Source organism: Helicobacter sp. NHP22-001 (assembly GCF_030270165.1).
Classification (GTDB): Bacteria; Campylobacterota; Campylobacteria; order Campylobacterales; family Helicobacteraceae; genus Helicobacter; species Helicobacter gastrofelis.
On the sequence record NZ_BSWS01000002.1, the window covers coordinates 120,453 to 147,159 of the forward strand.

At 46.3% G+C, this 26,707-nt stretch carries 27 protein-coding genes; 14 read left to right on the plus strand and 13 right to left on the minus strand.

Annotated elements, in window-relative coordinates; all coding sequences use genetic code 11:
- Nucleotides 1-35: 35 nt before the first annotated feature.
- Both QSJ47_RS03430 and QSJ47_RS03435 read right to left on the minus strand, forming a co-directional pair.
- Nucleotides 36-317: a CiaD-like domain-containing protein gene (locus QSJ47_RS03430; RefSeq protein WP_221271147.1), complete on the minus strand. Its 282-nt coding sequence runs from the start codon at nt 315-317 to the stop codon at nt 36-38.
- Nucleotides 308-622 carry a hypothetical protein gene (locus QSJ47_RS03435; protein ID WP_221271148.1) on the minus strand — a complete coding sequence of 105 codons (315 nt, stop codon included), beginning with the start codon at nt 620-622 and terminating at the stop codon, nt 308-310. Before QSJ47_RS03435 ends, QSJ47_RS03430 begins: the two co-directional genes overlap by 10 nt.
- Before the next feature lie 97 nt (nt 623-719).
- Here QSJ47_RS03435 and QSJ47_RS03440 point away from each other — a divergent pair, with 97 nt between their 5' ends.
- The 6 genes from QSJ47_RS03440 to dapB all read left to right on the plus strand — a co-directional run bounded on the left by QSJ47_RS03440 (nt 720) and on the right by dapB (nt 5,541).
- Nucleotides 720-1,958 (plus strand): cation:proton antiporter domain-containing protein, encoded by a 1,239-nt coding sequence (locus QSJ47_RS03440; protein ID WP_285602434.1) that lies wholly within the window; start codon nt 720-722, stop codon nt 1,956-1,958.
- Between the two features lie 6 nt (nt 1,959-1,964).
- Nucleotides 1,965-3,107, plus strand: a complete 1,143-nt coding sequence (locus tag QSJ47_RS03445; protein ID WP_285602435.1) for a homoserine dehydrogenase — start codon at nt 1,965-1,967, stop codon at nt 3,105-3,107.
- On the plus strand, nt 3,104-3,442 hold the full coding sequence (locus QSJ47_RS03450; RefSeq protein ID WP_285602436.1) for a YraN family protein: 339 nt from the start codon (nt 3,104-3,106) through the stop codon (nt 3,440-3,442). Before QSJ47_RS03445 ends, QSJ47_RS03450 begins: the two co-directional genes overlap by 4 nt.
- 64 nt (nt 3,443-3,506) lie before the next feature.
- Entirely contained in the window at nt 3,507-3,824 is a 318-nt protein-coding gene (gene trxA, locus QSJ47_RS03455; RefSeq protein WP_285602437.1) for a thioredoxin, read from the plus strand.
- Nucleotides 3,808-4,767 carry a thioredoxin-disulfide reductase gene (gene trxB, locus QSJ47_RS03460; protein ID WP_285602438.1) on the plus strand — a complete coding sequence of 320 codons (960 nt, stop codon included), beginning with the start codon at nt 3,808-3,810 and terminating at the stop codon, nt 4,765-4,767. The genes trxA and trxB overlap by 17 nt, the downstream gene beginning before the upstream one ends.
- Entirely contained in the window at nt 4,768-5,541 is a 774-nt protein-coding gene (dapB, locus tag QSJ47_RS03465; protein WP_285602439.1) for a 4-hydroxy-tetrahydrodipicolinate reductase, read from the plus strand.
- 211 nt (nt 5,542-5,752) lie between these two features.
- Here the strand turns inward: dapB and selA are convergent, their stop codons facing one another.
- A complete protein-coding gene (selA, locus tag QSJ47_RS03470) occupies nt 5,753-7,033 on the minus strand; it encodes an L-seryl-tRNA(Sec) selenium transferase (protein WP_221271154.1) in 1,281 nt (426 codons plus the stop codon).
- Nucleotides 7,034-7,101: 68 nt separating this feature from the next.
- On the opposite strand from selA, the gene speA reads away from it, so the two are divergent.
- Genes speA through QSJ47_RS03490 form a run of 4 tightly spaced genes read left to right on the plus strand, consistent with a single transcriptional unit; the run spans nt 7,102 to nt 12,552 of the window.
- Nucleotides 7,102-8,967: an arginine decarboxylase gene (gene speA / locus QSJ47_RS03475; RefSeq protein ID WP_285602440.1), complete on the plus strand. Its 1,866-nt coding sequence runs from the start codon at nt 7,102-7,104 to the stop codon at nt 8,965-8,967.
- Between the two features lie 46 nt (nt 8,968-9,013).
- Nucleotides 9,014-9,922, plus strand: a complete 909-nt coding sequence (locus QSJ47_RS03480) for a carbon-nitrogen hydrolase (RefSeq protein ID WP_502875113.1) — start codon at nt 9,014-9,016, stop codon at nt 9,920-9,922.
- Between the two features lie 3 nt (nt 9,923-9,925).
- Complete coding sequence (locus QSJ47_RS03485) at nt 9,926-11,218, plus strand: Na+/H+ antiporter family protein (protein ID WP_221271156.1); 1,293 nt, start codon at nt 9,926-9,928, stop codon at nt 11,216-11,218.
- A gap of 56 nt (nt 11,219-11,274) precedes the next feature.
- Nucleotides 11,275-12,552, plus strand: coding sequence for an MATE family efflux transporter (locus tag QSJ47_RS03490; RefSeq protein WP_221271157.1), 1,278 nt, complete (start codon nt 11,275-11,277; stop codon nt 12,550-12,552).
- A 261-nt stretch (nt 12,553-12,813) separates the two neighbouring features.
- Here the strand turns inward: QSJ47_RS03490 and QSJ47_RS03495 are convergent, their stop codons facing one another.
- The 4 genes from QSJ47_RS03495 to QSJ47_RS03510 all read right to left on the minus strand — a co-directional run bounded on the left by QSJ47_RS03495 (nt 12,814) and on the right by QSJ47_RS03510 (nt 15,275).
- Nucleotides 12,814-12,936 carry a hypothetical protein gene (locus QSJ47_RS03495; protein WP_260321523.1) on the minus strand — a complete coding sequence of 41 codons (123 nt, stop codon included), beginning with the start codon at nt 12,934-12,936 and terminating at the stop codon, nt 12,814-12,816.
- A gap of 3 nt (nt 12,937-12,939) precedes the next feature.
- A complete protein-coding gene (locus QSJ47_RS03500; RefSeq protein ID WP_260321717.1) occupies nt 12,940-13,140 on the minus strand; it encodes a GDP-mannose 4,6-dehydratase in 201 nt (66 codons plus the stop codon).
- A gap of 290 nt (nt 13,141-13,430) precedes the next feature.
- The gene (locus tag QSJ47_RS03505) at nt 13,431-14,819 is read right to left on the minus strand and encodes a mannose-1-phosphate guanylyltransferase/mannose-6-phosphate isomerase (RefSeq protein ID WP_221271158.1); all 1,389 of its coding nucleotides are present in this window, start codon (nt 14,817-14,819) and stop codon (nt 13,431-13,433) included.
- Nucleotides 14,820-14,957: 138 nt separating this feature from the next.
- Nucleotides 14,958-15,275, minus strand: a complete 318-nt coding sequence (locus tag QSJ47_RS03510; protein ID WP_285602442.1) for a type II toxin-antitoxin system death-on-curing family toxin — start codon at nt 15,273-15,275, stop codon at nt 14,958-14,960.
- Nucleotides 15,276-15,594: 319 nt separating this feature from the next.
- On the opposite strand from QSJ47_RS03510, the gene QSJ47_RS03515 reads away from it, so the two are divergent.
- Both QSJ47_RS03515 and QSJ47_RS03520 read left to right on the plus strand, forming a co-directional pair.
- Nucleotides 15,595-16,587 (plus strand): alginate lyase family protein, encoded by a 993-nt coding sequence (locus tag QSJ47_RS03515; RefSeq protein WP_285602443.1) that lies wholly within the window; start codon nt 15,595-15,597, stop codon nt 16,585-16,587.
- 141 nt (nt 16,588-16,728) lie between these two features.
- Nucleotides 16,729-18,420 (plus strand): outer membrane beta-barrel protein, encoded by a 1,692-nt coding sequence (locus tag QSJ47_RS03520; RefSeq protein WP_285602444.1) that lies wholly within the window; start codon nt 16,729-16,731, stop codon nt 18,418-18,420.
- Between the two features lie 36 nt (nt 18,421-18,456).
- On the opposite strand, the gene QSJ47_RS03525 is transcribed toward QSJ47_RS03520, so the two are convergent.
- A complete protein-coding gene (locus QSJ47_RS03525) occupies nt 18,457-20,310 on the minus strand; it encodes a hypothetical protein (protein WP_285602445.1) in 1,854 nt (617 codons plus the stop codon).
- Between the two features lie 440 nt (nt 20,311-20,750).
- Between QSJ47_RS03525 and glnA the strand changes: the two genes are divergently transcribed.
- Nucleotides 20,751-22,190, plus strand: a complete 1,440-nt coding sequence (gene glnA, locus QSJ47_RS03530) for a type I glutamate--ammonia ligase (RefSeq protein WP_430886774.1) — start codon at nt 20,751-20,753, stop codon at nt 22,188-22,190.
- A gap of 108 nt (nt 22,191-22,298) precedes the next feature.
- Nucleotides 22,299-23,036, plus strand: coding sequence for an HpaA family protein (locus QSJ47_RS03535; protein ID WP_221271165.1), 738 nt, complete (start codon nt 22,299-22,301; stop codon nt 23,034-23,036).
- On the opposite strand, the gene QSJ47_RS03540 is transcribed toward QSJ47_RS03535, so the two are convergent.
- The 5 genes from QSJ47_RS03540 to QSJ47_RS03560 are packed head-to-tail and all read right to left on the minus strand — an operon-like array spanning nt 23,020 to nt 26,408.
- Nucleotides 23,020-23,427 carry a hypothetical protein gene (locus QSJ47_RS03540; RefSeq protein WP_260321524.1) on the minus strand — a complete coding sequence of 136 codons (408 nt, stop codon included), beginning with the start codon at nt 23,425-23,427 and terminating at the stop codon, nt 23,020-23,022. The two genes, QSJ47_RS03535 and QSJ47_RS03540, sit on opposite strands and share 17 nt — an antisense overlap.
- Nucleotides 23,424-24,206, minus strand: a complete 783-nt coding sequence (motB, locus tag QSJ47_RS03545; RefSeq protein WP_221271166.1) for a flagellar motor protein MotB — start codon at nt 24,204-24,206, stop codon at nt 23,424-23,426. The genes QSJ47_RS03540 and motB overlap by 4 nt, the downstream gene beginning before the upstream one ends.
- On the minus strand, nt 24,206-24,976 hold the full coding sequence (gene motA / locus QSJ47_RS03550; RefSeq protein ID WP_285602446.1) for a flagellar motor stator protein MotA: 771 nt from the start codon (nt 24,974-24,976) through the stop codon (nt 24,206-24,208). Before motA ends, motB begins: the two co-directional genes overlap by 1 nt.
- A gap of 24 nt (nt 24,977-25,000) precedes the next feature.
- On the minus strand, nt 25,001-25,771 hold the full coding sequence (locus tag QSJ47_RS03555) for a HesA/MoeB/ThiF family protein (RefSeq protein WP_221271167.1): 771 nt from the start codon (nt 25,769-25,771) through the stop codon (nt 25,001-25,003).
- 13 nt (nt 25,772-25,784) lie between these two features.
- A complete protein-coding gene (locus QSJ47_RS03560; RefSeq protein ID WP_285602447.1) occupies nt 25,785-26,408 on the minus strand; it encodes an MBL fold metallo-hydrolase in 624 nt (207 codons plus the stop codon).
- Nucleotides 26,409-26,707: the final 299 nt, after the last annotated feature.

Consider the following 26,707-nt stretch of genomic DNA (forward strand, 5'->3'; position numbering starts at 1 on the left):
CGCCAAATATTAACATAAAATCAATGAAAACGAAATCAATCCTTGAAAGATTTCAGCCTTTCTTGAACCATATAGAGTTGGTATTGCAAATAATTGACCACTAGATCTAACTTCATTGGCAAGTTCTTGATTTGGGGGGACTTTAGACCCTCGAAGAGTAAAAGGGTCTTTTGCTCTAGGTCCTTTAAGAATTGCTGTTCCTCTTGCAAGACCTTGGGGCTTTGTTTGGGGGGCGGAGTTTTGTTAACCGCCTTGGGTTTTTGCTCGACTTGTTCGATTTCATCTAGAGTTTGGGAGATGATGTTTTTTAATTCCATTTGAGTAACCATTGTTCGATTGTTGCAAGTTCAGCCGGGGTGGCAGCTTGGCTAAATAGGGTCTGCATGTTTTGGATTTGAAAACGCTGCAAGGGGGCGTATTGGCTCAAACTTGCCCCCACTTTGGGCTTGGCTTGAGCGGGTTTTTGGGGGGTTTTTGGCTCAAGCGCACTCAAGCGTTTGTGGCTTTGCAAGGCTTGCTTGTGGTGTGGATCGCTCTTTAAAATGCTTTTGTAAATTTGTAAGGCTTCCACAACACGCCCTTGTAATTCATACACACCCGCTAACGCAATCGCTTGTTCCACTCTAAAAACCTTAATCGTTTATTCAACTTATTATATAATAGCCCCTTTTAATAATTGCTTTTAAAATTCAGTTTGAAAGAGTGGATAAGGGCGCAAAATGGAAGTGCATGCGCTGTATGTGGTTGTGGCAGGATTGGGACTTAGTGTGGTGAGCGGTCTATTGCTTAAAAAGATCGAAATGCCCGTCATCATCGGGTATATCTTCACCGGCCTTATCATCGCCGCCCTTTTTCACATCCAAGACTTTGAATCGCTTTCAGAAATCGCCGACTTTGGGATCGTGTTCCTCATGTTTATGATCGGGCTGGAGTTCAACTTTGACAAACTAAAGACCATGAAACAGGAGGTCTTGCTTTTTGGCGGGTTGCAGGTAGTCGTTACCTCCGCCTTGTACTTGCTCTTTGGCTACTTTGTGATGGGTTCGTCTTGGGGCTTTTCTTTGGTTGTGGCGATGGGCTTTTCGCTCTCCTCTACGGCGATTGTGCTGACATTCTTTGAAGAGAGCAAGCAGTTAAACGCCCCCGTGGGCAAAATTGTGGTGGGGATTTTGATCTTTCAAGACATTGCGGCGATCCCCATGCTCTTGATTTTAATGCTCATGGGTGGGGGGAGTAACCACTTTTTAGGCTTGGTGATCAAAACCATCGTTTCGGCGGTGATCATTTTAACCCTCTTGCTCTTGCCCGGAAAACTTGCCGCCACAAGGATTTTAAGCCTAGCCGCAGAGAGCCGTTTGCCTGAGATTTTCATGGGAACGATTCTACTGATTGTCTTTGGGGCAGCAAGCCTTAGCCACTTTTTTGGCTTTTCCATGTCGCTTGGGGCGTTCGTGGCGGGCATGGCGATCTCCAAGTCGCGTTATCGTATCCGCGTGCAAGAGGAGTTCGCCCAGCTTAAAAACATCTTTTTGGGGCTTTTCTTTGTTACGGTGGGCATGCAAATCCACTTGGGCTTTTTATTTGAAAACCTCTTTGCGGTGATTTTCTTACTTGTCTTTGTCATGTTCTTAAAAACAGCGTTTTTATTTGGGATTTTACGCATCTTTAGAGACAGCAAGAGCTCTTTAAAGGCCGCCTTGTCTTTAGCGCAAATTGGGGAGTTTGCCCTAGTGGTGTTTTTGAGTGCGAGCAAACACAAACTTTTAACCTTGCAAAAACACGAGGGCATTTTAGCCTTCTTGCGCGATCACGACATCATCCATGTCGGGGCGGACGACATCCAACAATTCTTGGTGTTGATGATCATCTTTTCCATGCTCATCACCCCCTTTATTTTGAAATACTTAGATGCGATTGTGGACTTTTTCACCGATAAATTTAACAAAAACAAGGCTTAATCAAGGATGGTTCGAATTGGGATTGTGGGCTTGGGCTGTGTGGGCCTAAGTGTGGTGGAGATTTTAAACAAGCACGCCGATCTGTTGGCACAAAGGTGTGGGCGTGAGTTGGTGGTGCAAAGGGGGGTTATTCGGGATTTAAACAAAAAACGCCCCGTGGGCTTTGCTTTAAGCACGGACATCAACGCCCTTTTAGACGACCCGCAGATCGATCTCATCGTGGAGCTGAGTGGGCAGGTGGACTTGGCTTACAAGCTCGCTACAAAAGCCCTAGAGCAAGGTAAGGGCTTTATCACCGCAAACAAAGCCATGCTTGCCAAGCACCAAAAGTTGATCCACAGCCCCATCGGCTTTGAGGCGAGTGTGGGCGGGGGCATCCCTCTCATCAAGGCACTTAAAGAGGGGTTAGCATCTAATGCCATTATCAGCATACAAGGCGTGGTCAATGGAACTTGTAACTTCATCTTGGAGCAAATGAGCGGGGGGTCTAGTTTTGAGGATGCGCTCAAACAAGCCCAAGAGTTAGGCTACGCTGAGGCAAATGCCCACTTAGACATCAGCGGGCAAGACAGCGCACATAAACTTTTGATTCTTTCTTCCCTAGCCTTTGGAGGGCAGATTGCGCTTGAAGGCGTGGCAGTACGGGGCATTGAGGGGACTAGCAACGCCGATTTAATGCATGCCAAACGCTTAGGTTACACCCTTAAACTTCTAGTCCAAGCGCATAAAAGTGTAAGTGGGCTAGCCTTAAGCGTGGGCCCTGTCTTGCTGCCACAAGGGCATTTACTTGCCCAAGTTAAAGGTGTAATGAATGGGGCTATTGTCGTGGGCGACTTTGTGGGGGAGACTTTTTACTATGGAGCGGGAGCGGGAGGGTTAGCCACAGCCAGTGCCGTGGTGAACGACATTGTAGACTTTTGCAAACAAAGACACACCCCAAAGCCAACAACCTTGAACAAAATCGCCACAGCCCCCACTCCCCCCACCCCACACTATGTCCGCTTAGAGCAAGCCATGCCTAAAAATATCCCCGCCACTTTGCACTTTTGTGTAGGGCAAGAGCACATCTACACCACACCGCCCGCAAGTCTAGCCTATTTGCAAGAGCACCTAGGCACTGGGGCGCAGATTTACCCCATTTTAGCGTGAACACAAGGGGGCAGTTAGCCGAGGATTTGGCTTGCCAGTATCTGCAAAAACATGGGTGTGCCATTATTTGCCACAACTTTTTCAGTCCTTATGGCGAGATTGACATCATTGCTTTAAAAGATGAGGTGTTGCACTTTATTGAGGTAAAAAGCCGGGCTAAAGACGAGCCTCTTTATGCCGTTACACCTAGTAAATTGCAAAAAATCCAACAAACCATCGGGTTTTATTTTCAAAAAAACCCTAGTGATGATTTAGCCTTTTGTATTGATGTGCTCACGCTTAAAGGGGAGTTACCAAATTGCCAGTTTGAGTGGATTCAAAACATTATATTTTAGGTTTAAAGGCAAGCTTGATAATCCATGTTATAATGCACACCTATTTAAAAATTTAGGAGAATTAATGTCAGGTTATATTGAATTGACACATGAGAATTTTGATGTAGAAACTAAAAATGGCGCAGTGATGGTAGATTTTTGGGCACCTTGGTGCGGGCCTTGTAAAATGCTCTCCCCCATCATTGATGAGCTGGCTAGTGAATATGCCGGTAGGGCTAAGATTTGCAAAGTGAACACAGACGAACAAGAGGAGTTGTCCGCCCGCTACGGCATCCGTAGCATCCCCACTATTTTATATATGAAAGATGGTAAAGTGCTCAACCAAACCGTGGGTGCACTCTCTAAACAATCCTTAAAGGATCACATTGATAAACTCCTCTAATACGCCCCCGCTAGACTTAGCGATCATCGGCGGGGGTCCTGCGGGGCTAAGTGCGGGGCTTTACGCCACAAGGGGGGGGCTTAAAGAGGTGGTGCTGTTTGAAAAGGGCGCGCCCGGAGGACAAATCACCTTTAGTAGCGAGATTGAAAACTACCCAGGGGTGCGTGAAGTGGTGAGCGGTTTGGACTTCATGCAACCTTGGCAGGAGCAGTGTTTTCGCTTTGGGCTTAGGCACGAAATGACCCTTGTAACACAGATTAAACCCCATGGGACACATTTTGCAATCCACACGGATGAAAATAAGGTTTTTTATGCCAAAAGTGTGATTCTAGCCACAGGTGGTAGACCTAAGAGAGCGGGCGTTAAAGGTGAGGACACTTTTTGGGGCAATGGGGTGAGTACTTGTGCAACTTGTGATGGTTTTTTCTACAAGAATAAAGAAGTGGCGGTTTTGGGCGGGGGCGACACGGCTTTAGAAGAAGCCCTTTACCTAGCCAAAATTTGCACCAAAGTCTACCTCATCCACCGCCGCGATACTTTCCGCGCCGCCCCCATTACCTTAGACAAAGCCAAAAATAACCCCAAAATCGAGTTTTTGACCCCCGCTGTGATTGAAGAGATCAAGGGTGATGCGAATGGGGTTAGCGGTGTGGTGTTTAAAAACACCCATACGGGCATGGTGAAAGAATTGGCCGTTCCCGGAGTTTTTATTTTTGTGGGCTATGAAATCAACAATGAAATTTTAAAACAAGAGGATGGGGACATGCTTTGTGCATGCGATCCTCATGGGGCTGTTGTGGTGGACTTGGCGATGAGAACAAACATTAAAGGTCTATTTGCCGTTGGAGATATACGCACACAGGCGGCAAAACAAGTGGTCTGTGCGGCTGGGGATGGTGCTACGGCTGCGCTCTCGGCTCTTGCCTATTTAGAGGGGCATTGAATGCCACAATTACAAGTGGGGATCTTTGGGGCGAGTGGAAAAGTTGGGGGGTTATTGGCTAAAGAGATACAAAAGCACCCCCACCTGGCCCTTTCAAGTGTCTTTTTGCGCCAAAATTTGAGCCTGCAGCTCGCCCAAATCTTGCCCCAAGAAACTTTTGTAACCAATGATGTAGAGCAATTTCTTGCCCATTGTCAGCTTGTGATCGACTTTTCTTCTCCCAAGGCTTTAGACATGCTCTTGCAAGCCTTGCTTTCAAATCCCCTACCCCTTGTGTGCGGCACAACAGGGTTGCAAGAACAATGGCAAGTCTTAGCCGAACTGAGCCAAAAAGTCCCCGTTTTATACGCGTCTAATATGTCTTTAGGTGTGGCGGTGTTAAACGAGGTGGTGGGAGAGGTGGCTAGAAACTTAGAACACGCCGACATTGAGATCACAGAGATCCACCACCGCTATAAAAAAGATTCACCGAGCGGAACGGCTTTGACTCTAGGGCAAACTTGCGCCCACGCTAGAGGTGTGGATTTTAAAGAGGTGATCCAAGAACATAGAGAGGGCGCACGCAAAGGGGGGGAGATCGGATTTACGAGCTTAAGGGCGGGTGATGTCGTGGGGCGGCACACTGTGGGCTTTTATTTAGATGGGGAGTATTTGGAGCTGAGCCACACTGCCACGGACCGCAACATTTTTGCCAAAGGGGCACTGGAGGCGGCTAAGTGGTTATCCGTCCAAAAACCCGGACTTTACAATATCCAAGACATCTACCGCTCTTAAAATTTAAGCATGGATTGAAGCTGTGCCTTGGTCTACTAACGCTCATGTTAACCCAACAAGAGCACACTTGTAGTCTAATTTTTCAATAAAAGATTCATGATGTTGGTAAAAAGCATTTTAACATCATCAACGACATTGCGCTCAGCACCTCCACTGCCAACCTAGATGTGGGCATTAACCAGTTGTTAACTTAAAGCATGGGGGACTCCTCTTAAAGTGTATTTTTAATAATGCTAGCAATCGTGTTTAAGTCTTTTTCAAACAGCGCAAAGATGTCTACAAGCACCCCATCGTAGCGCAGCACACAGGCTAGCCCTTGTTGGTGCAAAGTGTGGTGTAACTCTTTAAAATTTCTTTTAGGCGTTAAGAGCAAGCCAAAGCTTTTAAGCCCACTATCTGCCACGCCCCCCCCCACTAAAGCGGTTGTTTCTATGAGCGTAGCCCGCACTCCGCCTAAAAGTTGCAAGAGTTTTAACGCCTTGTTTAAAAGAGCGTCCCTATCTTGGGCTAAAAATCTTTGTGTGGGGTTTGTTTGCCCTTGTATGTGGGCTTGCAAACTTTTAGAAAGCATGTAAAGTTGGATTTTATCCGCTCTAAATGCCCGATAAAGGGGGTGTTTGGCTAGTTTTTGGATGCACTCACTAGCCCCTAGCACCACCCCCCCTTGCACGCTCCCTAAGAGTTTATCTGCGCTAAAACTCACTAAATGGGCGTGCTTTAAGGATTTTTGCACCTGTGGCACGCTTTGCAGACTGCCCAGGTCTTCATAGAATAAAATTTTATGCGCTGTGGTGAGTTTAAGCAACTCTTTAGCCCCCACCGAGGCGACAAAGCCTTGTTGGGAGAAGTTGCTAAGATGTATGCTTACAATGAGGGTTGTGTTGGAGCTTAGGGCGTGTTGGTAGTCTTGTAGATAGGTCTTATTCGTGCTGCCGACAAACTTTAAATTTGTTACGCAATCCAAGAGTTCGTGTGCCCTAAAATGCCCCCCGATTTCCACTAACTGCCCGTAAGAGAGCAAGGTTTCTTTGTTTTGGGCTTTAGGGGCAAAGACGCTTGCCACTAAGACTAAGGCGCTGGCGTTGTTGTTTAACACCAAAGCGTCCTCTGCGCCAAAAAGCACCTTTAAGAGCTCTTGCACTAGGGCGCACCGATTCGCCCGTTTGCCCGTTTGCATATCTACTTCTAAATTAACATAGTCACTTAAAAGTTCTAGCTCTTTTAAATGGCTAGCTTCTAGTGGGGCGCGCCCTAAATTTGTGGAGAGCACCACCCCCGTGGCGTTGTAAAGGAGCTTTAAGGGGGGCGACATTAAAGAGTCGTAGCGTTCCTTGACAAGCTCTACCCACTCATTTAAACTTGCACAGGCAAAGGGAGTAACTTGGTGGGCTTTAAAAAGGGCTGTGGCTAGAGCTTTTAGAGGGGCTTTGGGGTAATCTTGCAAAGCTGGGGCATTTAAGAGGGCGTGCATGGCGGGGGGGCGGTTTTTCATAGGGAGGATTGTAACACAAAAGAGCATTTTTAGTTATACTAAAAGCTCATCAACGCATAGGGGTTGGCATGCAAAATTATGGTTTGAATTATTGGGGCAAGGAGGATTTTATCATTGAGGAGGGGCTTGTAAAAGTCAATACGGGCAACAAGCCCAGCCTACTAGATTTGGTCTTGGATATGCGCGAGCAGGGCTTTAAGGGTCCCTTGCTTTTACGCTTCCCCCATTTGATTTCTAAACAAGTGCACAAGCTCTTTTCTATGTTCTCCCATGCCATTTCCCAATACCATTACAGCGGGGCGTTTAAGGCGGTCTTTCCCCTAAAGGTCAACCACATGCCAAACTTTGTGCATGCTTTGGTGGAAATTTCTGCAAAATTTAAGGGGGCGTATGGGCTAGAGGCGGGATCTAAGGCGGAGCTGATTTTAGCCATGGCGTATATCCACGACAACGCCCCCGTTACAGTCAATGGTTTTAAAGACAAGGAGATGATCGAGCTAGGCTTCATCGCTGCGAGCATGGGCGCGGACATCACGCTAACGATTGAGGGTCTAAGCGAGCTAAAGAGCATTTTAGAAGTGGCATTAGAGAACAACACCATTGGCGAGAACACCAAATTTTGCCCCAAAATCGGCATTAGAGTGCGCCTACACAGCGCAGGAGTGGGGATTTGGGCCAAAAGCACGGGCATACACGCCAAATTTGGGCTGGCTAGCACCGAGCTCTTAGAAGCCATGCATCTACTAGAAACGCATGGCTTGCTAGGGCAACTTACCATGATCCATTTTCACATCGGCAGCCAAATTAGCGACATCACCCCCCTAAAAAAGGCGCTCAAAGAGGCGGGCAACATTTACGCCGAGTTGCGTAAAATGGGGGCGTTTAACTTGAATAGCATCAACATCGGCGGGGGGCTAGCCATTGAATATTCCCAGCACAAGCACCAGTGTGAGCGCAACTACACCCTAGAGGAATTTGCCGGCGATGTGGTGTTTTTGCTTAAAGAGATTGTAAAAAATAAGAAAGAGCTAGAGCCAAATATTTTTATCGAATCGGGGCGTTTCATCAGTGCTACACACGCCGTGCTTGTCGCCCCCGTGTTGGAGTTGTTCTCCCAAGATTACGATGAAAGCACCTTGCGCCTTAAAAAGTCTAACCCCCCCCTAGTGGCAGAGATGGAGGACTTATACCACAACATCAATAGCAAAAACGCCATTGAGTATTTGCACGACAGCCTAGATCACATGGAGTCGTTGTTTACGCTCTTTGATTTGGGCTACATCGACCTACAAGATCGCAGCAATGCTGAGGTGTTGGGGCATTTGATCATTAAAAAGGCGATCGGGTTTTTGCGCCACAAAGATCACAACGACATCATCCGTATCCAAGAGCAGGTGCAAGAGCGTTATTTGTTAAATTGCTCATTTTTCCAAAGCTTGCCCGATTATTGGGGCTTAAGGCAGGGCTTTCCTGTAATGCCCTTACACAAGTTAGAGGAGGAGCCTACAAGGAGTGCGAGTTTATGGGACATCACATGCGATAGCGATGGGGAGATCAGCTTTGATAAAGACAAACCCCTTTTCTTGCACGATGTGGATGTGCGCCAAGAAGATTATTTTTTGGGTTTCTTTTTAGTGGGGGCGTATCAAGAGGTTTTAGGCATGCACCATAATTTATTCACGCACCCCACAGAGTGCAGCGTGCAGATCACAGACGAGGGCTATGAACTCACCGATATCACCCAAGCCCAAACGATTTTAGACGCTTTGGAGGATTTGGACTACGACACCAAAGAGATCGAGCGGATTTTGAAACAAAAGATCGAGGATAGCGAGCTGTTGGAGGATAGCGAGGATAAAAAGGAAATGCTCGGGCGGTTGTATGTGATGCTGAGTGAAAATGGCTACTTACGCACCCTTGCTATGCAAGAGTAGGTTTTTTGTTATAATTTATCTTTTTTAGGGAGCGCACATGGTTTTTATGGATTTTAATTTAAACACCATCGAAGTTGCGATTTTACAGCACGGCTATCAGGGCAGTGTGCAAGCCACTTTAGAGCACATCGCCACGCTTTTAGCCAAGGCCAAGGCCAAGCACCCCCATTTAGATTTAGTGGTCTTGCCCGAGTTGCACCCCTACCCTTATTTTTGTCAACACGAGGACGCTAAGTATTTTGCATGGGCACGGGAGTTTAAGGCGCAGTGCAATTTTTTAAGTGGGCTGGCTAAGGCGCACGAGGTGGTGTTGGTCGGCTCGCTCTTTGAGGAGCGCATGGTGGGGGTGTATCATAACAGCGCCGTGGTGTTTGAGAAAAATGGCAAGTTACTCGGGGTGCAAAGAAAAATGCATATCCCCGATGACCCCCGCTTTTATGAAAAATTTTATTTCACCCCAGGGGATAGATACGCCCCCATTGCTAGTAGTGTCGGCAATTTAGGGGTTTTGGTGTGTTGGGATCAATGGTATCCAGAGGCAGCAAGGCTGATGGCCTTGCAAAAGGCGGATATTTTGATTTACCCGAGTGCGATCGGCTGGTTTTGTGATGAAGAGAGCGAGGATTTAGAGGAGAAAGATTTACAAAGGCAGGCGTGGATTGGGGTGCAAAGGGGGCACAGCATCGCCAACACGATCCCCGTGATCGCCTCTAATCGGGTGGGCTTTGAGGCTGACCCTTCGGGGGAGACGAGCGGATTAGAGTTTTTTGGCTCTAGTTTTATTTTTGGGGCGTTTGGCAAAGAGTTAGCCCAAGCGGGCTTTGAGGAAGAGATTTTATATACCTGCATTGATTTGGATGAAAGCGCGAGAGTGCGCCAAATGTGGCCTTTTTTTAGGGATCGGCGCATCGACACTTATAAACCCCTCATAAGACGGGTTGTGGATAAAGGATAGGTTTTGCTGCTCACAAATCCCGCAGTTATCGCCGTGCTTGTCATGGTGGCTCTTAGTTTAGCCCGCTTGAATATTTTGCTTGCGATCATCAGCGCCACACTTGTGGGTGGGCTTATGGGGGGGCTTGGGCTTGTAGACACCACAAGAATTATGATTAATGGCATGCAAGGCAATTTAGAAACCGCTTTAAGTTATATTCTGCTCGGGGCTTTGGCTGTAACGATTTCCAGCGGTAATTTAATGAAGGTGGTTTTGTTTAAGCTTGTGGGTTGGTTGGATCAAAAACGCACGATTTTTTGCTTTTTAATCGCCTTCATTGCGTGCTTTTCGCAAAATTTGATCCCCGTGCACATCGCCTTCATCCCCATTTTAATCCCCCCGCTCTTGCATTTAATGAACCGCCTACAAGTCGATCGGCGCGCGGTGGCGTGTGCGCTCACCTTTGGCTTGCAAGCCCCTTACATGACCATCCCAGCGGGCTTTGGGCTGATTTTTCTAAATTTGATCGTGGATAATCTACACCAAAACGGCATACAAACCAACCTTAGCGAAGTGGTGGCCGTCATGTCTATTTCTGGTTTAGCCATGCTCTGCGGGCTTGTGGTGGCGATCTTGGTGCTGTATAGAAAGCCGCGTATCTATGAAGACCGCCTAGAAAGCAGCACCCATGAAGAGCTGAAACTGCAAAAAAAGGACTATCTTGCTTTAGTGGGCATTGTGCTCGCCTTTGTGGTGCAGATCCTCACGGGGTCTTTGCCCCTTGGGGCGTTTATTGGGCTTATGGTGATGCTCGTGGGGGGGGTGATTAAGTGGAGACAGATGGACATGGTGATTGATGAGGGCGTGAAAATGATGGCGTTTGTCGCCTTTGTCATGCTCGTGGCTTCGGGCTTTGGCGAAGTTTTGCAAAAGACACACGCCATTACGGATTTGGTGCATATCGCCAGTGGGGCGATCTCAGGTAAGTTTGCGGGGGCTCTTATCATGCTAGTGATTGGGCTATTCATCACGCTAGGCATAGGCACTTCCTTTGGCACTCTGCCCATCATCGCCACCTTTTACTGCCCCCTATGTGTGGCTTTGGGCTTTGACACAAAAGCAACAATCCTGCTTATAGGCATCGCAGCGGGCTTAGGCGATGCAGGCTCACCGGCTTCAGATAGCACCATAGGACCGACCACGGGGCTAAACGCCGACCAGCAGCACAACCACATCTACGACACTTGTATCCCCACTTTCTTGGTTTACAATATCCCCCTCATGGTCTTTGGCATAGTGGGAGCGTTGCTATTATAAAAGCGCAAAAATGGTGGCGTTTAAGGCGCATTTTAAAGCTGGCGATCCCCTCAGGGGTGAATAACTTTTTAGAAATTTTTGTGCTCGCCGTGTCTGTGGTTTTCATGGGACGGCTTTCAGACAACCATATTGTGGCGATGGGCGTGGGGCTACAATACATCATGCTTTTCTACGCCCTAAACTCCATTTTTTACATAGGCACAAACGCGACTTTAAGCCGCCTCGTGGGGGCAAAGGATATCGAATTGGTCGCCATAGGCTACTCAAGCATTTTAATCGGGGCGTGTGTGCTGTGTGCGGCGGCTGGGGTGGCCGGCTTTCTTGGCATTAATACGTTTGTCAAGTGGATGGGAATTGCTGGCACAGCAAGAAGCCTAGCCAAAGAGTATTTACAGATTTTAATTTGGGCGATGCCCGCCCTCTTGGTGAAAAACACGATGGCAAGCGCACTCGCAAGCTTGTCTGACACCCTGACCCCCTTTGTGCTTAAAATTGTGATGAGTGCGCTGTGCTTGTTCTTAAATTATGCCTTGATTTTTGGGCATTTTGGCTTTGCGCGCCTTGGCATTAAGGGGGCAGCGGTGGCGAGCGTGGCGGTGGCGGTTATAGAGCTCTTGCTGCTCTTTTTAGCCATTAGTCTTAAAAAGCACAACCCCTTAAAGTTCCGCTTGGTCTTTGACAACACCCTCTTTAAGAAAGCTTGGCAAGTGGGCTGGCCCTCGGGTTTTGAAAGGCTCTTGACCCTCTTTTCTATGGCGTTGGTGTCTAAGTTCGTGGCAAGTTATGGCAATGAAGTGCTGGCGGGCATGCAAGTGGGCTTAAGGGTGGAAACCTTTAGCTACATGCCAGGTCTTGGCTTCACCATTGCGTGTATGGTGTTGGTGGGGCAGCATTTGGGGGCAAATCAGGTCAACAGAGCGCAAGAGTATATCCGCACGACTTTAAAAGTGGCGGGGGTGGGGCTGGGCTTCTTGGGCGTGGGGATGATTGTTTTTGCCAAAGAGCTAGCCACAATCTTTAGCACCAATAAGGAGGTTGTGCAGGTGGCGGCGTGGTATTTAATGGCGGTGGGGGTGTCGCAAATGCCTTTAATTTGCTTGTTTGTGCTCGATGGGGCGTTTCGGGGGGCGGGGATGGCGAAGGTATCGCTGTTCATCAACACCTGTAGCTTGTGGAGTTTGCGGATTTTGCCCATGTTTATCTTTTGGCGTTTGGGGCTTTCAGTGCGTTGGTTCTTTGTGCTGATTTGTTTGGAAACCTTTGCACGGGCGGGCTTTTTTTACATTGCCTACAAAAAGGGTATATGGAAAAAGCCCGGGCGTTTTGCTACCTAGTTAGAGCTTCTTTATGGGGGCGTTTTAAATCGCTTTGGAGCATGTCTAGCACCAAATCTTGCACGCTAAACTCCCTTTGCTAGCCTAACTCTTTTTCAATTTTAGAGGGTTGCCAGGGAGTAAATTCACCTCTATGGGCGGAAGTAGTGGTGATCTACCCTAAGTAGCACACACCCTTTTTTAAGCGGAGCAAGTTTGAGACTGTCTAAAAGCGGGCTAGATTTAAAATTATCAACACCCTTTCTCATCTAGCCCACTGCCTTAAAACTCGAGCTTGAGCCCTAGCTTTTCACACGCCATTAAAACGAAATCCCTAATTCTCATCGTCTGTCCGCTCGTCACCACATAATCCACCGACTGGCTGTGTTGTAAAATCAAGCGCATGGCTCATAGTCCCTGGCGTGCCCGTAACCCTCTTAGTATCCAAATACCTAAATACAAGCACTCTTGTAGTCCCAAAACAATACGGCTAAGTGCCATGGTGATTTTACGCGTTACAAAGGTTTCGCCCCGCATGGGGCTTTCGTGGTTGAATAAAATCCCATTGAGCGCAAACATGTTGTAGGCTTCGCAGTGCTTCTTGCTGATGTAATAGGCGTAGAGTTTAGCTACGGCGTGGGGGCTTCGTGGGTTAAGGGGGTGTTTTCATTTTGCGGGCTAGACTTTGGCAACTAAGCTAGCTTGTTGCTTGGGTCGATCAAATCGCCATAGTGCAAAAAGCAGTTTATGGGCAAGGATGTCTTCATAAATCGCGTCTATACGGGCGGCGAAAAGACAAACAACCTTTTAATGCCTGCATAGCCAAATCTAGTGGAAGTGGGCTAAATAGCTCCCATCCTATCCTATAATGCCTACGATGAGGGTGGTCTTTTTATCCTCTAAGGTCTTTGGTAGTCATCGTGCAAGCGTTCAATATCATTTTCATCTAGGATTGCTCCGCATTGCACTTCTAAGATTTTTAGGGGCTGGTCTGTGTCGTTGCCAAGGCGGTGGATTTGCCCCTGTTTGATAAACACGCTCTCATTGGTGGGCACACTTAAAGACTTTTCGCCCACCACCACACTCGCCACCCCCTCCACCACGACCCAATGCTCGCTTCTGTGTTGGTGCTTTTGAAGGCTCAGGCGTTTATGTGGGGTGATCTCTAAGAGTTTTACCTTAAAAAAAGGACGCTCTAGCAGCACTTCAAAACTACCCCAAGGGCGGTATTCTAGGGGGTAGGTTTTAAGCAGATTGGGGTATTTCTCCCCCACGCACAGCACAAGCTCTTTTAAATGATCTAAATGCGTCTTTGTGGCGACTAGCAAAGCGTCCTTGCTATCCACCACCACGCAATTTTCAAGCCCTAGCAAACACACCAATTTATCGGGCGTGCTGTAGGTGTAGTTGTGCTTGGCGTGTAGGTTTAAAAGCGTGCCTTGGTGCGCCACATTGCCCACATCATCGGCGGGCAAACTCGCCTGCAAGCTCGCAAAATGCCCCACATCCTGCCAATGGGCATCTAAGGGCACGAGCTTTAACCCCTTGCACTTTTGCCACAACAACACATCCACGCTGCCCTCTTCTAGATCTGCCATATCCTCGCATTTTAAAATGGTGGGCAGTTTCTTGGCGCTGAGGTAAACCTTTTTGCACGCCTCCAACATTTGGGGGGCGTGTTGTTTGCACGCCTCTAAGAACACCCCTGCCTTAAAGACAAACATGCCACTATTGATATAAAAATCTCCGTCCTCTTGCTGCAATTTGGCAATCTCTTCGGGGGTTGGCTTTTCTATGAAGTCTAACACCGCACACACCCCATTTTGTGCCTTTTCACAGCGCATAAAGCCGTATTGGTTGCTCGGCTTCTTAGCAATGCCAAAGAGCACCATATGGTTATTTTTGGCGCAATCTAGGGCGGTTTGTAAGGCAGTGTTGAATGCCTCTTTATCCATTATGTGGTCTGTGGGGCTGATGACTAAAATCTCATTAGAGTCGCAAGCTAGGGCGGCAAGCATTAAGGCGTTCATCGTATTCTTACCCGCACTCTCTAGCAAAAATTGCGTGTGCTTTTCTAAATGGGCTTTTGTGATCTCTTCTAGGGCGTGGAAGTAATGCACCTCGTTACACACCACTAAAAATTTTGCGTTGGGGGATTTCAAACGCTCCAAAGCCAACCCAAATAAACTTTGCTCCCCATAGAGTTTTAAAAATTGTTTAGGGAAGTGCTCTCGACTTAAAGGCCATAATCTCTTGCCACTGCCCCCACTCAAAACCACATGCACCACAGCAAACCCCTAAAATAAACTAAAGCCGCATGCTAGCGTAAATGGACTTAAACTCCCCCATAAGACTTAAAGTACGATTCTGTCAATATATCTGTCATTAAACCCCTTTTTTAGGTATTCTTTGAGTGTCCTCTCTGGTTATTCCTTACCAATCTTATCCGTAGCAATGTCTAACACTAAGGGTTCAAAAAATTTTTCACAATCATTGTTTATAGGTTTATCATTGAGCTTGAGAAAGTGTATGGCTAAATACACGGCTGTGCGCTTGTTTTCATCAAAAAATGGATGGAATTTCACACATGAAAAGACAAGATATGCGAGTTTAGACTCAAAAGTGGGGCAATGCCTATCGTTGCGGATATAGTTTAGGACACTCTCTAAATACCCCATGCTAGTTAGATTATAATCTTTAAGCCCCTCGGTGAGCCCTAATATCTCATCATGGATTTCAATCACCGTTTCAAAAAAACAAAAAAAACAAAAAAAACACTTATTTTTTTGCCAATCGTTGATAAACCGCTAAAATCTCAGGGTCATTCAACCTCGCCCTACACGCAGTACGCACCTCTTTAGATTCTTGTGCCATGTGCTTGGCTTGTGGCCCTATCTCTAAAACCTACCCATTTTTGGTCCTTCTGAGTCTGTCATACCCATCCTTTGCAAGTCTTCATGTGTTATTGTAGCATACTAGATTATCCACCATAAAATTACAACTTCCTCTCCAAAAGGTGAGATTATTGGTAGAATCAACAGATATGCATTAGTAAGGAACATGATGAAAAAAATGATACTTTTAGGATTGTATTTTTTAAGCACTCTGCAAGCCACGCAATATTTCTTTAGAGATTTTCACTCTGCTCATTTGGAGCGCTCTACCCATCTGCACAGAAAGCTTAGAAAAGAAATCCAAACATGTACGCAACTTAACACACTGCCACATTATACCCCCACGGGTGAGAGAAAAGCCGATCCATGCAGCGCAGAATTCAAAAGATCGGCCACTCTGTCCTACGATTTAGCCTTAGGCTTCCTTGTCAGTGAAAAGAAAGAATACGGAGAAAGAGCTAAAGAGATCTTGGAGAAGTGGGCACAAAGTCTTGAAGTGGTTGGCTCAAAAGAAGCCGAAAACTTGATCAATTTCTACATGCCCTACATGAACATGGCTTATCTTTTCATCCGCTCAAAGTTTCCTAGCCCTGCATTTGAGCGATTTTCTCGTAATATGCTAGTGTATGCGCGTTATAGCAAAGACAATAACATCGGGGCTTGGAGTATACTTTTTGGTGTGAGTAGCGCACTTGTAATCGGTGATCATGCTCTGCTTCTAAGGATGGCGCATAAGTGGCAAAAGTGGATTTTAAATGCCATTGATGAAAATGGTGTGATGGCAAAAGAAATCGTGCGCAGCAACACCGCTAATTACAATGGAGGCCCCACTAAGGGCATTAAGGGAATTGCCTATACGCACTTTGCCCTTACACCTATCAGTGTAGCCGGACAATTACTTGCAGAAAATGGCTTTGATCTATGGCATAGCCGCACAGCCCAAAAACTTTTTAAAGCCTACAACAAAACTGCAGAGTGGGTGCTTGACCCTACAACCTTTCCCTATTACCAGCCAAACTTAATTGGCGTAACCCATGACGCTTATTTTCTTCTGTTAAACCAATACTTTAAGAGTGCAGCTGGGCAGCAAGCCATTAAACAAGACGGCTTTAAGGGCGATCGTTTTAGGTTGCAGTTCAATGATGATTTAAAAATTAGGTAGGTATTTTTGCCAAGTTTTTTGGCGTGCCCCCATTTCTTTATGGGTAACTACGAAGCCTTTAGAAGCCTTTATTCTAAAATAAAAATGCCAAATGGCACTAGCTCTTGACAAATTAAAAATTTTATGCTAGCAATATTTGGTATGAGTAAGTTACTTTATGCCCTCGTGTTGGTGGGGCTTGGTGAATGCTTGGCGGATTCCAAGAGTGGTTTCTTCATAGAGGCGGGGTTTATGACAGGCATGCTAAAAAGTAGCGAGGTGTTGGCTAAGAAACAAAGGGCGACATCTTTTATTAGTACTGCCCAACTCAAAGCACACGCTTTAACCATGTTCAACTCTACAGATAAGGTGATTAAAAATCCTAAGAGAGATTTCAACACTCTATCCCCCATTAAAATCTCTCTTAAAGACAAAACTCTCACTCTGCAAAACTTTCTACCCTACACGCTCCACAATGTAGATCTCTACGCTAACATCAATGGCAAAGAAGTTAAGGTTGGGACGCTAGAATCCTTGCCCGGGCACATAGAAACAACCCTCTCTGTTAATCTCTTGCCAGAAATTGCCAAAGTGGAGAACAATTTAGGTTCTGAATTTTTGATTAGGAGTTCTGCACAATCCGATGTCATCACGCATAGGGTATTGGAGGCGATTGAGCAGATTAAAGTTAATCTAATGGGAACTTTTGTGGATTGGTCCAATGGGGATAAAACGAATAATTGGCAGCCCCCCACTCCCAAACAAGCGAGCGAATATGTGGATTTGCTTTTAAACCTCACTTCCGTTCTCAGCTCAAAAGAATTTGAAGAGGCAATTTTAAATGCCCCTTTTGACTTCTCAGATAGGACACCTCCCGGGCAAAATGGTAGGCTTGATCCTAGCAAACTAGGTGCTGTGGCTTCTAAGATCGATCCGCAAGTAGTGGTGGATGTTTTCCGCCAAGCAGCACATCTCGATCTTGGTGTGATCAATGAGAAAAAATATAATCTCTATGGTTTGGGAGGGGTGGGGTCATTTGGTTTGCAACCTTGGATGATAGACCCTTCAAGGGCTAGGATGTGGAAAACTTACGACACTTTGACAAAAGAGCGTGAGCACGAGCCTTTAGAGGCCATTATACACGAGTTTGCACACACCAAGAATTACACCCACAACGGCAACATGACCTATGCCAATGCCCCCAATAGCCAATACACCATCGACAACCAAAAGGTGGATGCCGGTTTTGTTAGATTGACTGAAAAGGTTTGGGCGCAATTAGGGCATGCCAATAAGTTGCCGATCAATTACACCGAGATCCCCATTTCGCACACAATCAACTCTGTTCCCTACGCAAGCTTTATGCAAGGTTTCTCTAACACCTTGAATAACCAAAGCACGGATGCCATTGTGGGCTTTAATGTCAAAAGTGGTTATCAGCAATTTTTTAACCCCTACTTTGGTTTAGCCTACTACGCACTCTTTAAATATGGCTGGACAAAAACAAAAGGCTATGCCAAGACCGTCACGCAAATGGGTGCTGGGGTTGGGGCGGATATGTTGGTGAATTTTTTTGCAAATGACAAAGCAAGCATGGGGATTTTCGTAGGGGCTAGGGGGCTTTGGAATCGCTATAACTTACTGCGGACTTTTAGGGACACAGGCAATGTAAATGCGGTTTCGGGCTTTAACTACTACTACGGACGCTCTAAGTATAGTTTCGGTGTCTCTGTGCCCTTGATACAAAGAAATTTAAAGGTTCGTGTAAATACCCAAGATTATGCGGGCGAGGTGCTGATCCAAGAGGGTAGCACCCATTTTAATGTTTTCTTTAACTACGGGTTTTCTTTGTAAGTCTGCAGCCTTTAGATGACTAGGCTTACTATCTGCTCACCTAATACGCCTAGGTCTTGTTTGTCGACCGGTCCATTTGCCAAAAAGTCTTTCTAGCATAAAATAGACCTCAATATTTGAGGGCGTGTTGTTGATGAAGTAGGTAAAGTCTTGATAGCCCATGCGAAAAGGTGTGCCCTTATACAAGGGGATCCTCACACCTAGTTTATAAACCCAAGCATTGTGCTGGTATCTTGTGCCAAAGTCGATAAGCGAATCGTATAAAACCCCGTGGGTGGGGGCTATCGGTGCTTGTGTGCCCATAAAATTGAATTTTTCTGTAAAGCCCACATAAAAGCCGGCAAAATTTGCATTAGACGCATCGTTGTTGACATAGAAATCTGCCAAAATATCTGCGGTTAATTGCAAATAGCCCACATCTAGTTTTTTGAGTGCCGCAAAACCGGGGGCTGGTACTAGAAAGGAATAGCCACCGAGCGCAAACACATCAAAGCCAAAGTATTTGCTAAAAAACCGCTGGTAGCCAGCACCTCCACCAAGGTTATAAGCCTTGTTTTCAAAGATAGTGCTGTTTACGGCACGGGAGACGGAGTTTATAAAGCTTGTGCTCGTAATGTTTACAGAAGAGGGCATTTTTTTAAAATTTGGAGCTTGGATATGTGGGGCGGAGACCGGGGTGAGTTGTTGGGTGATGGGGAAGTACTTCTGTGGACTGCCTAAGATTGTTGAAAAATTGTTTGAGCTATCAAGAATTGTACCGAGATTAAAGCGATAAGCTGCCTCCAGACTATTAATATATTTGTCTAGTATCTTTTGTTCCTCTGGACCAGATGATGAAAGTATCGTTTGTTCATATTCAGCATATTTAGCCAGTTCCCTAAACCACCCTAGAACTTGTAAAAAATTTTGCATGGACATTTGCTGAAGACTAGTTATGGGAAAAGATTGTCCGAAGCAAAGTTCGGGGGTAGCTGCTAGGTTTTTGCAACCCTCTGCGTCTTGCCTACCTTGTTTTACATTATCCTCGTAATCTTTTGAGCTGAGGACCTTTTGTAGACCTGCGCTACTTGTTGTAATGTTTTCAAAACCTTTCAATAGCCCATCGATTCTACCTAATGTGTTTTGAAGTGTTCCACCATTTCCACCATTTCCACCATTTTCGGCTATTTCGGCTTTTTCGATTGATTTTTCCATGTTGGTTAACTCGGTTTTAAGAGTGTTGTAAATGGCTTGGTAGGCGTCTTGTTGATTTATTTGGTTCTGCCAAGTGTTGTATTCAGAGTTGTAGTTGTTGGCACCTTGCATGATGTGCGCCTCTTGTGTGGTGATTTCATTTAGCGCACCTTGCATGTTCTTAACAATGGAGGCGATTTGTTGTATTTGGGAGTTGGGTGTGCTCTTTGTGTCTTGCAAATTAGAAAAAGAAGTTGAGGGGGTGTTGTCCGCTTTGCTGAGATTTTGTAATTTTTTAGCCTCTAAATTTAGGACTTGGAGCGTTGCTTGCAACTCTGCCAAAGCCCCGGGGACTATAGAAAATTGGCTGAGTTCTTGTTGAACTTCTGCCGCTAATGCCTTAAATTGAGCGAGTGGTAACTGCATGTTTATGCTTTGGATAGGGATCGCACTTGTGTTCTGCTGAGCCGCCTCAATGACTTGCCAAATGCCGTTAAGTGCTACATTCATTTGGTTGATGTTAGAAACGATTTCATCTTGTAGCTTTGCGGCTTGGAGAGTTCTTGAGGAATAAATGGGCGTGGTTGTGTGCTTTTGTGTGCTTGTAGCCACATTTGAAATGCCCACACTAGCGGCGACAAAAAAGCCATTGCGTAAGTCATGCCTTAAGCTCGCCCCCCCCCCCCCCCTGTTGGCAAGCTGTAAAAGCCATGCCAAGAGCCCCAAACACTGCAAGCATTTTTAAAGTCTTGGCTCTCTTTTTGTTACACAAGGACACCAATTTAAGAGAAATAAAAGCAACTGTCATTAACCATCTCGTATCTGGGCAATCCGCATAAGCCCCAGCACCTATCAAAACATTTTAATCCAAATATGTGGTAAATGTCCACACCCCACACAGACCATTAACTGCACGAAACCATGGATTCTAGTATTGTAGTACAATTAATTTTAAAATTTAAAGCGGTTTAAGGCGATGTTTTCCCCTTAAGGGTGGGAGTTTAACAAATTGCAAGAGCTATACAAGCTTGAGCTAGACCGTTTTTCTTTTAAAAACCCCTCAAGCCCCCTATCTCATCCGCCCTAGTCAAATCGGCTCAATAGCCATGCCTTAATGCTAGCCATGTTAAAATAGACGAAAAATTCAAGGGATAATGATGGACATTCATAACAGCGATGCAGATGTAGAGCAGTTTTTTGCCTTCTGTAAAGAAAAAGAAGTGGAATTTGTGGATTTTAGATTCACAGATGTGAAAGGCACTTGGAATCACATGGGCTATTTTATTGGGGGTGTGGATAAGGACTTGTTGCAACAGGGTATCCCTTTTGACGCAAGCTCCATTAAGGCGTGGCAGAGCATTGATAGGTCAGATATGATTTTAAAGCCCGACTTGATCCGCTACTTCATCGACCCCTTTAGTGCGGATATCACGGTTATAGTCTTTTGCGATGTGTGGGATGTCTACAAAGAGCAAGACTACGAAAAATGCCCTAGAAGCATTGCCAAGCGGGCACTAAGGCATTTACAAAATCTTGGCATTGCCGACATGGCTTACTTTGGGGCAGAAAATGAGTTTTTTATTTTTGACTCCATTAAGATCAAAAACAGCGCAAATTGCCAGTATTATGAAATTGACAGCGAAGAGGGCGAATGGAATAGGGATCGCAGTTTTGAGGGGGGGGTGAATTTCGGGCACCGCACGGGGCATAAGGGCGGGTATTTACCCACCCCCCCCACGGACACGATGATGGACATCCGCGCCGAAATTGTCAAGGTGTTAAACCAAGTGGGGCTAGAAACCTATGTCGTGCACCACGAAGTGGCGCAGGCGCAGGGCGAGATCGGCGTGCGCTTTGGGGAGTTAGTGGAGGCGGCGGACAATGTGCAAAAACTTAAATATGTGGTGAAAATGGTCGCCCATTTAAATGGCAAAACGGCGACTTTTATGCCAAAACCCTTGCACGGGGACAATGGCAGCGGCATGCACACGCATGTGAGTTTGTGGAAAAATGGCGAGAATCTCTTTAGCGGTGATGTTTACAAAAACCTAAGCCAAATGGCGCTACACTTTTTAGGCGGGGTCTTGCGCCACGCCAGAAGTTTGGCGGCTTTTACCAACGCCTCTAGCAATTCTTATAAACGCTTGATCCCCGGCTTTGAAGCCCCCTCGATTTTAACTTATTCGGCGCAAAATCGCAGTGCCAGCGTGCGTATCCCCTATGGGGTGAAGGGCAAGGCGGCGCGTTTTGAGTTCCGCTTTCCCGACAATTCTTCCAACCCTTACTTGGCCTTTGCCGCCATTTTAATGGCAGGTTTAGACGGGCTAGCGCAAAAAATGGATCCGGGCGCACCCATGGACATCAACCTCTTCCAGCTCACCCTAGATGAGATCAGAGACAAAGGGATTAAACAACTCCCCCACACCCTAAGAAGTGCGCTAGAGGAAATGTTGGTGCATAAAGAGTATTTGAAAAAAGGGGAAGTGTTTACCGAAGATTTTATCCAAGCCTACCAGAGCTTTAAATTCCGCTCAGAGGTCTTCCCTTGGGAGAGCCGCCCCCACCCCTTTGAGTTTAAGACCACTTATTCTTGCTAATGCCTAAACGCCGGGGTAAATCCCTTTATGAAAGCCATAAAAAATTAAAAGTTTTCATGCGTTTGGTAAAAGCTCTTGGGCGTTTTTTAAAAAAACATTGAGGAGAACATGCAAAAATCTAGACTTTTATCATTAGTATTAGTGGGTCTGTTGGGGCTTGGTTGTGCGCCTAAAGCCCCCGACAAACACGAACAAGGCCCCATCCCCTTTTCTTACTACGAAGAAAACGAAAAACCCGAACCCAAAAACCATTTATTGGTCTTGCTCCCGCCCTTAAACATCACCTTTAGTAAGACGGTGCCGCTGAATATGCAACAAGGTTTCAAGGATTCCATGCGCGATCAAATCAAAGAAATCCTAGAAAAACGCGGTTTTAGTGTGCAAGAGGCAAAACTCCCCCTAACCCCTACCCAGCAAGAGCAAGGCTATGTGCTTGTAGAAGTGAATGGGTCTGTGAAAGTGTTAGAGGATATTAGCCTACGAGAGGATAGGTTAAGAAATGGTGGATTGGAGGGCAAAAACTCTAGTTTGTCTATGGGCTATTTGACTTTAAAAGTTCTAGAGCCTAAGAGCAAAAAACCCTTAAACATGGCAAGTTTGGAGTTGCCCGGCTATCAAGTCCGCACCCGTGTGACCGTGCGCCAAGAGCGTAGCGTTTCAGGTGGGTTTATGCCCACAAGTGTGGTAACCCCCATACGCGGGGAAGGCTTTGACAGCAATGTTTACCAAATCTTAACGCAAATCTACGCACAAGGGGTGCATAAAATCAGCCAAGCCCTAGATGCTGATCAACTCATGGATTACCACCACTTAGTGGAGAAGTTTAAGTCTAAGATGGGTCGTTAGGCAGATCTTCGCGCAAATGAAAGATTTGCGCCCCAAAGTCCGTGTCCACTTCCACCCTTAAGCGCCCCTCGCAAAAGACTTCATAGTCCATTTTTTCACCCAAGTTCAAAATGTAACTAGGCAGAATAGGCAAGAGGGCACAACGCCCCCGATTGAGGGTGATTTTATTGATATGCACCCTTTTGCTAAGGGCCCTGATCTCTAAAATGTGCTTGGTTTGCCACACACCATAATCTTTGCTCCAAGAGGTGTAGGGCTGTTTTTGGCTAAAAAACACCGCACTTAAGGGGACTTTAGGCAGTTGCACTTGCTCTTCTCTTAAAAGTTGTTCGCCGGTGGGCAAGGCAAGCAAAGAGTTTAAGAGTAAACTAAGCGCAAGAACTGCTTTCAATCACCTTCTCCATTAATTTCGCCCATGTTATGGTCTAAAATGGAGCGGATTTTTTCTATATTGTGCTGGCTCGTGTAAAAATAAATCTCTACACGATTATTGCGTATGCGGTTTTCAACGCTGTTATTGGGGAAGATGGGGTTGTTCTTGCCATAGGAGGCAAAAGAGAGTTTTTGCGGACTAATGCCATCATTTAGCAAAGCATGCATGACCTTATATGCCCGACTCGCCGCTAAGGTGTAGTGGTTTTTAAAGTGGCTGGCAGCGGGCAGAGGGGTATTATCCGTGTAGCCGCGCACATTGACTTGGACTTGATCGGGCAAGAGTTGGATGATCTTAGCGATGCGGCGGATGTATTCGCGCATGGAGGCGTTGATGACATCTCCATAGGGGGGGTCTTCAAAACGCAAGTTGGAAGGTAGCTTTAACACAGCTCCATGATCGGTTTGCTCTAAAATCGAGCCCTCGCCCACTTTGGTGATAGTAACTTGCGATCGACTAGCATGCTCCTTAGACTCCTTTTCTTCTTCGACTTCATTACTCTGGGTTTCGCCCGGGGCGGGGGGGATGGGGATCACAGGTTGCACAGAGTCTGGCACGGGAGCGTAGTCAAAAATCTTAATAAACTCTTTTTTAAGGGCTTTGACTTTGGCTTTATTGATCACAGAGATCGCATAAAGGGCAATAAAAAGGGCGAGTAGCAAGGACAAAAAGTCGGCATAAGGCACAGCCCAACGCTCCCCAGCAGGACACTCGACCTTTTTAGCTTTCTTTGCCATTATTCAAACTGCGACTTTCTAGGCTCACCGGGGGCGATGTAGTTGAGCAACTTCATTTCTAAGTCCCGTGGGTTATCCCCATTGGCAATCCCAATGATGCCCTCTAAAATCACCACCTTTTCTTTTAAAATGTCTTTAGACTTATTTTTAAGCTTGTTGCCAAAGGGACCAAAAAGGGCGTAAGAACACATGATCCCCGTAACCGTGGCGGTGAAAGCCCCCGCAATGCCCAGTGCCATTTCTGCAGGGTTGTCTAGCTTTTTTAAAGCGAGCATCAAGCCCAACACCGCTCCCACGAGCCCAAAGGTGGGCGCGCTCTCGCCGGCGGTGATCCAATAGTGCGCCGCCCCGTGGTAATACTCTTCTAACTCTTCGATCGCCACATTTAGGCTCTCTTGCACGGAGTGAATGTCTTTGCCATCCACAATCATTGAAAAGCCATTGCGGGAGAAGTCGTCCTCGATCTGCGCCACCTTGGACTCTAGCGAAAGCACGCCGTCTTTTCTTGCCATTGTGGAGAGTTCCACGATGTTTTTAATCGTGTCTTGTAAATGCACCTTGGGGTTTAAAAACACAATCTTGATCTCTTTAAAGGCCGCCTTGACATGGTGGGCATGGGTGCTCACCATTGCCGCGCACAGGGTCGTGGGTATGATGATGATGAGTGAGCTTAGATGCACTACATGGATGGGGTTACCCCCCTCTAAAATATCTCCCACTGAAATAGACGCAATCGCCAAAAACACACCTAGGATTGATGACAAATCCATGAGAAACTACCCTTTCTTTAAAATCTACTGCGGATAATCCGTTAAGTTTTCAATGCCATGCGCCCCACACACACGGCATTCTGCATTGCGTTGGACATTGATTTTTCTAAAATCCATGCTCTTGGTGTCTACATGCAAGAGTTGGTTGGTGAGTAAGGGGAAACCTAGAAAATATTTAATCGCCTCAGAAGCTTGGATACAGCCCACAACGCCGGGCACAACCCCAAACAACCCCGCTTTAAACACGCTGTTAAGCTCTACACTTGGGGGCTTGTCAAAGACGCAAGCAAAGCACGCACTCTTTTTGGGCAAAATTGTGATGGTCTGCCCATGGTGCTTGAAAATCCCGGCATGGCTTAGGGGTTTACTTGCTAGAATACAAGCATCGTTGATTAAAAACTTGCTCGCAAAATTGTCGGTCGCATCGATGATAAAGTCGTAATCTTGAACTAAATGCAGGGCGTTTGTAGCGGTTAGCTTTTCAAAGTGGGTTTCAACCTGCACTTCAGGGTTTAGAGCCAACATTTTACGCTCGGCAGATTTGACCTTAGAGCTGTGGATTTCCTGTGTGGTGTGGATGATTTGGCGCTGTAAATTGTTCAATTCGATGATGTCAAAATCCAAAATCCCAATGCGCCCAATGCCTGCCGCCGCCAAATAAAAACAATTAGGCGAGCCAAGACCCCCAGCCCCGATCACGAGCACGCTAGCACGAAGCAACCTCTCCTGTCCCTCCTCGCCCACATCCTCCAACATCAAATGCCGTTTATAGCGTTCTTTTTGGCTCTCTGTCATCTCTTTCCTTTCCTTAAGGGTTAATGTGTGCGATCCAAGCGGGTATGTGGGGTTGTTCGGCTTTTAAGCTTGTGGCGTGCCCGTGCCCGGGGTAAATGGCACAATCTGCCCTATCCAAAGCATAAAAGCGTTGCAAAGAATCCTTCATGTCTTGTGGATTAGAGTAGGGGAAGTCATAACGCCCTATGCTTCTATAAAAGATAAAATCTCCACTAAAGAACACCCCGTTAACTTCAACAACACTACAACCCGGGGTGTGTCCGGGGAAGTGCCAATAGACGATCTCTACCCCACCCACCTCAAAAGAATAGTTCCCCTTGCACCCCTCAATGGGATGAATGTCCGCTTCTTTACAAGTGGGCTGTCCCAAGTTAAAGCAATCTGTGGTGAGCATAAACATATCCTCTTTGGGTGCATACAAGGGCACACTAGCCCAAGCCTGTTTCAAGGCAGCTACATCCCAGATATGGTCATAATGCCCATGCGTGATTAAGATAGCCAAGGGATTTTTGGCATGCTCTCGCACCCAAGAGCATGCGCCAACCCCCGGATCGATCACCAAATCGCCCTGCTTCAGTTGCAAGACATAACAATTTGTCTGCGCTGCGCCAAAAGCTTGTACTTTGATTTTAAACATTTTTCCATTCTAGCAAAATTTACCTAATTTTAGCCCTAGTCATTGCTTGATTTAGTGCTTGATTTAGTGCCAAAATTAACCCAACGATCTCTGTCTTAAGAGCGGCTAGCTGTAGGGGGTGGATTGTGTTAGGGTTATTTTAACAGCCTACATGACTAAATGCTATGCTCTAGAATTTTTGCGGTCTCAGCCCCCCTTAAGCTTAAAACCGCTATTATCACGTTTTGCTTCTAAGAAAGCTTGCATGGAAAAGGTGAAAGCTTTTTTCTCAAAAAAGCGGACTTAAAGCGTGTTATTTG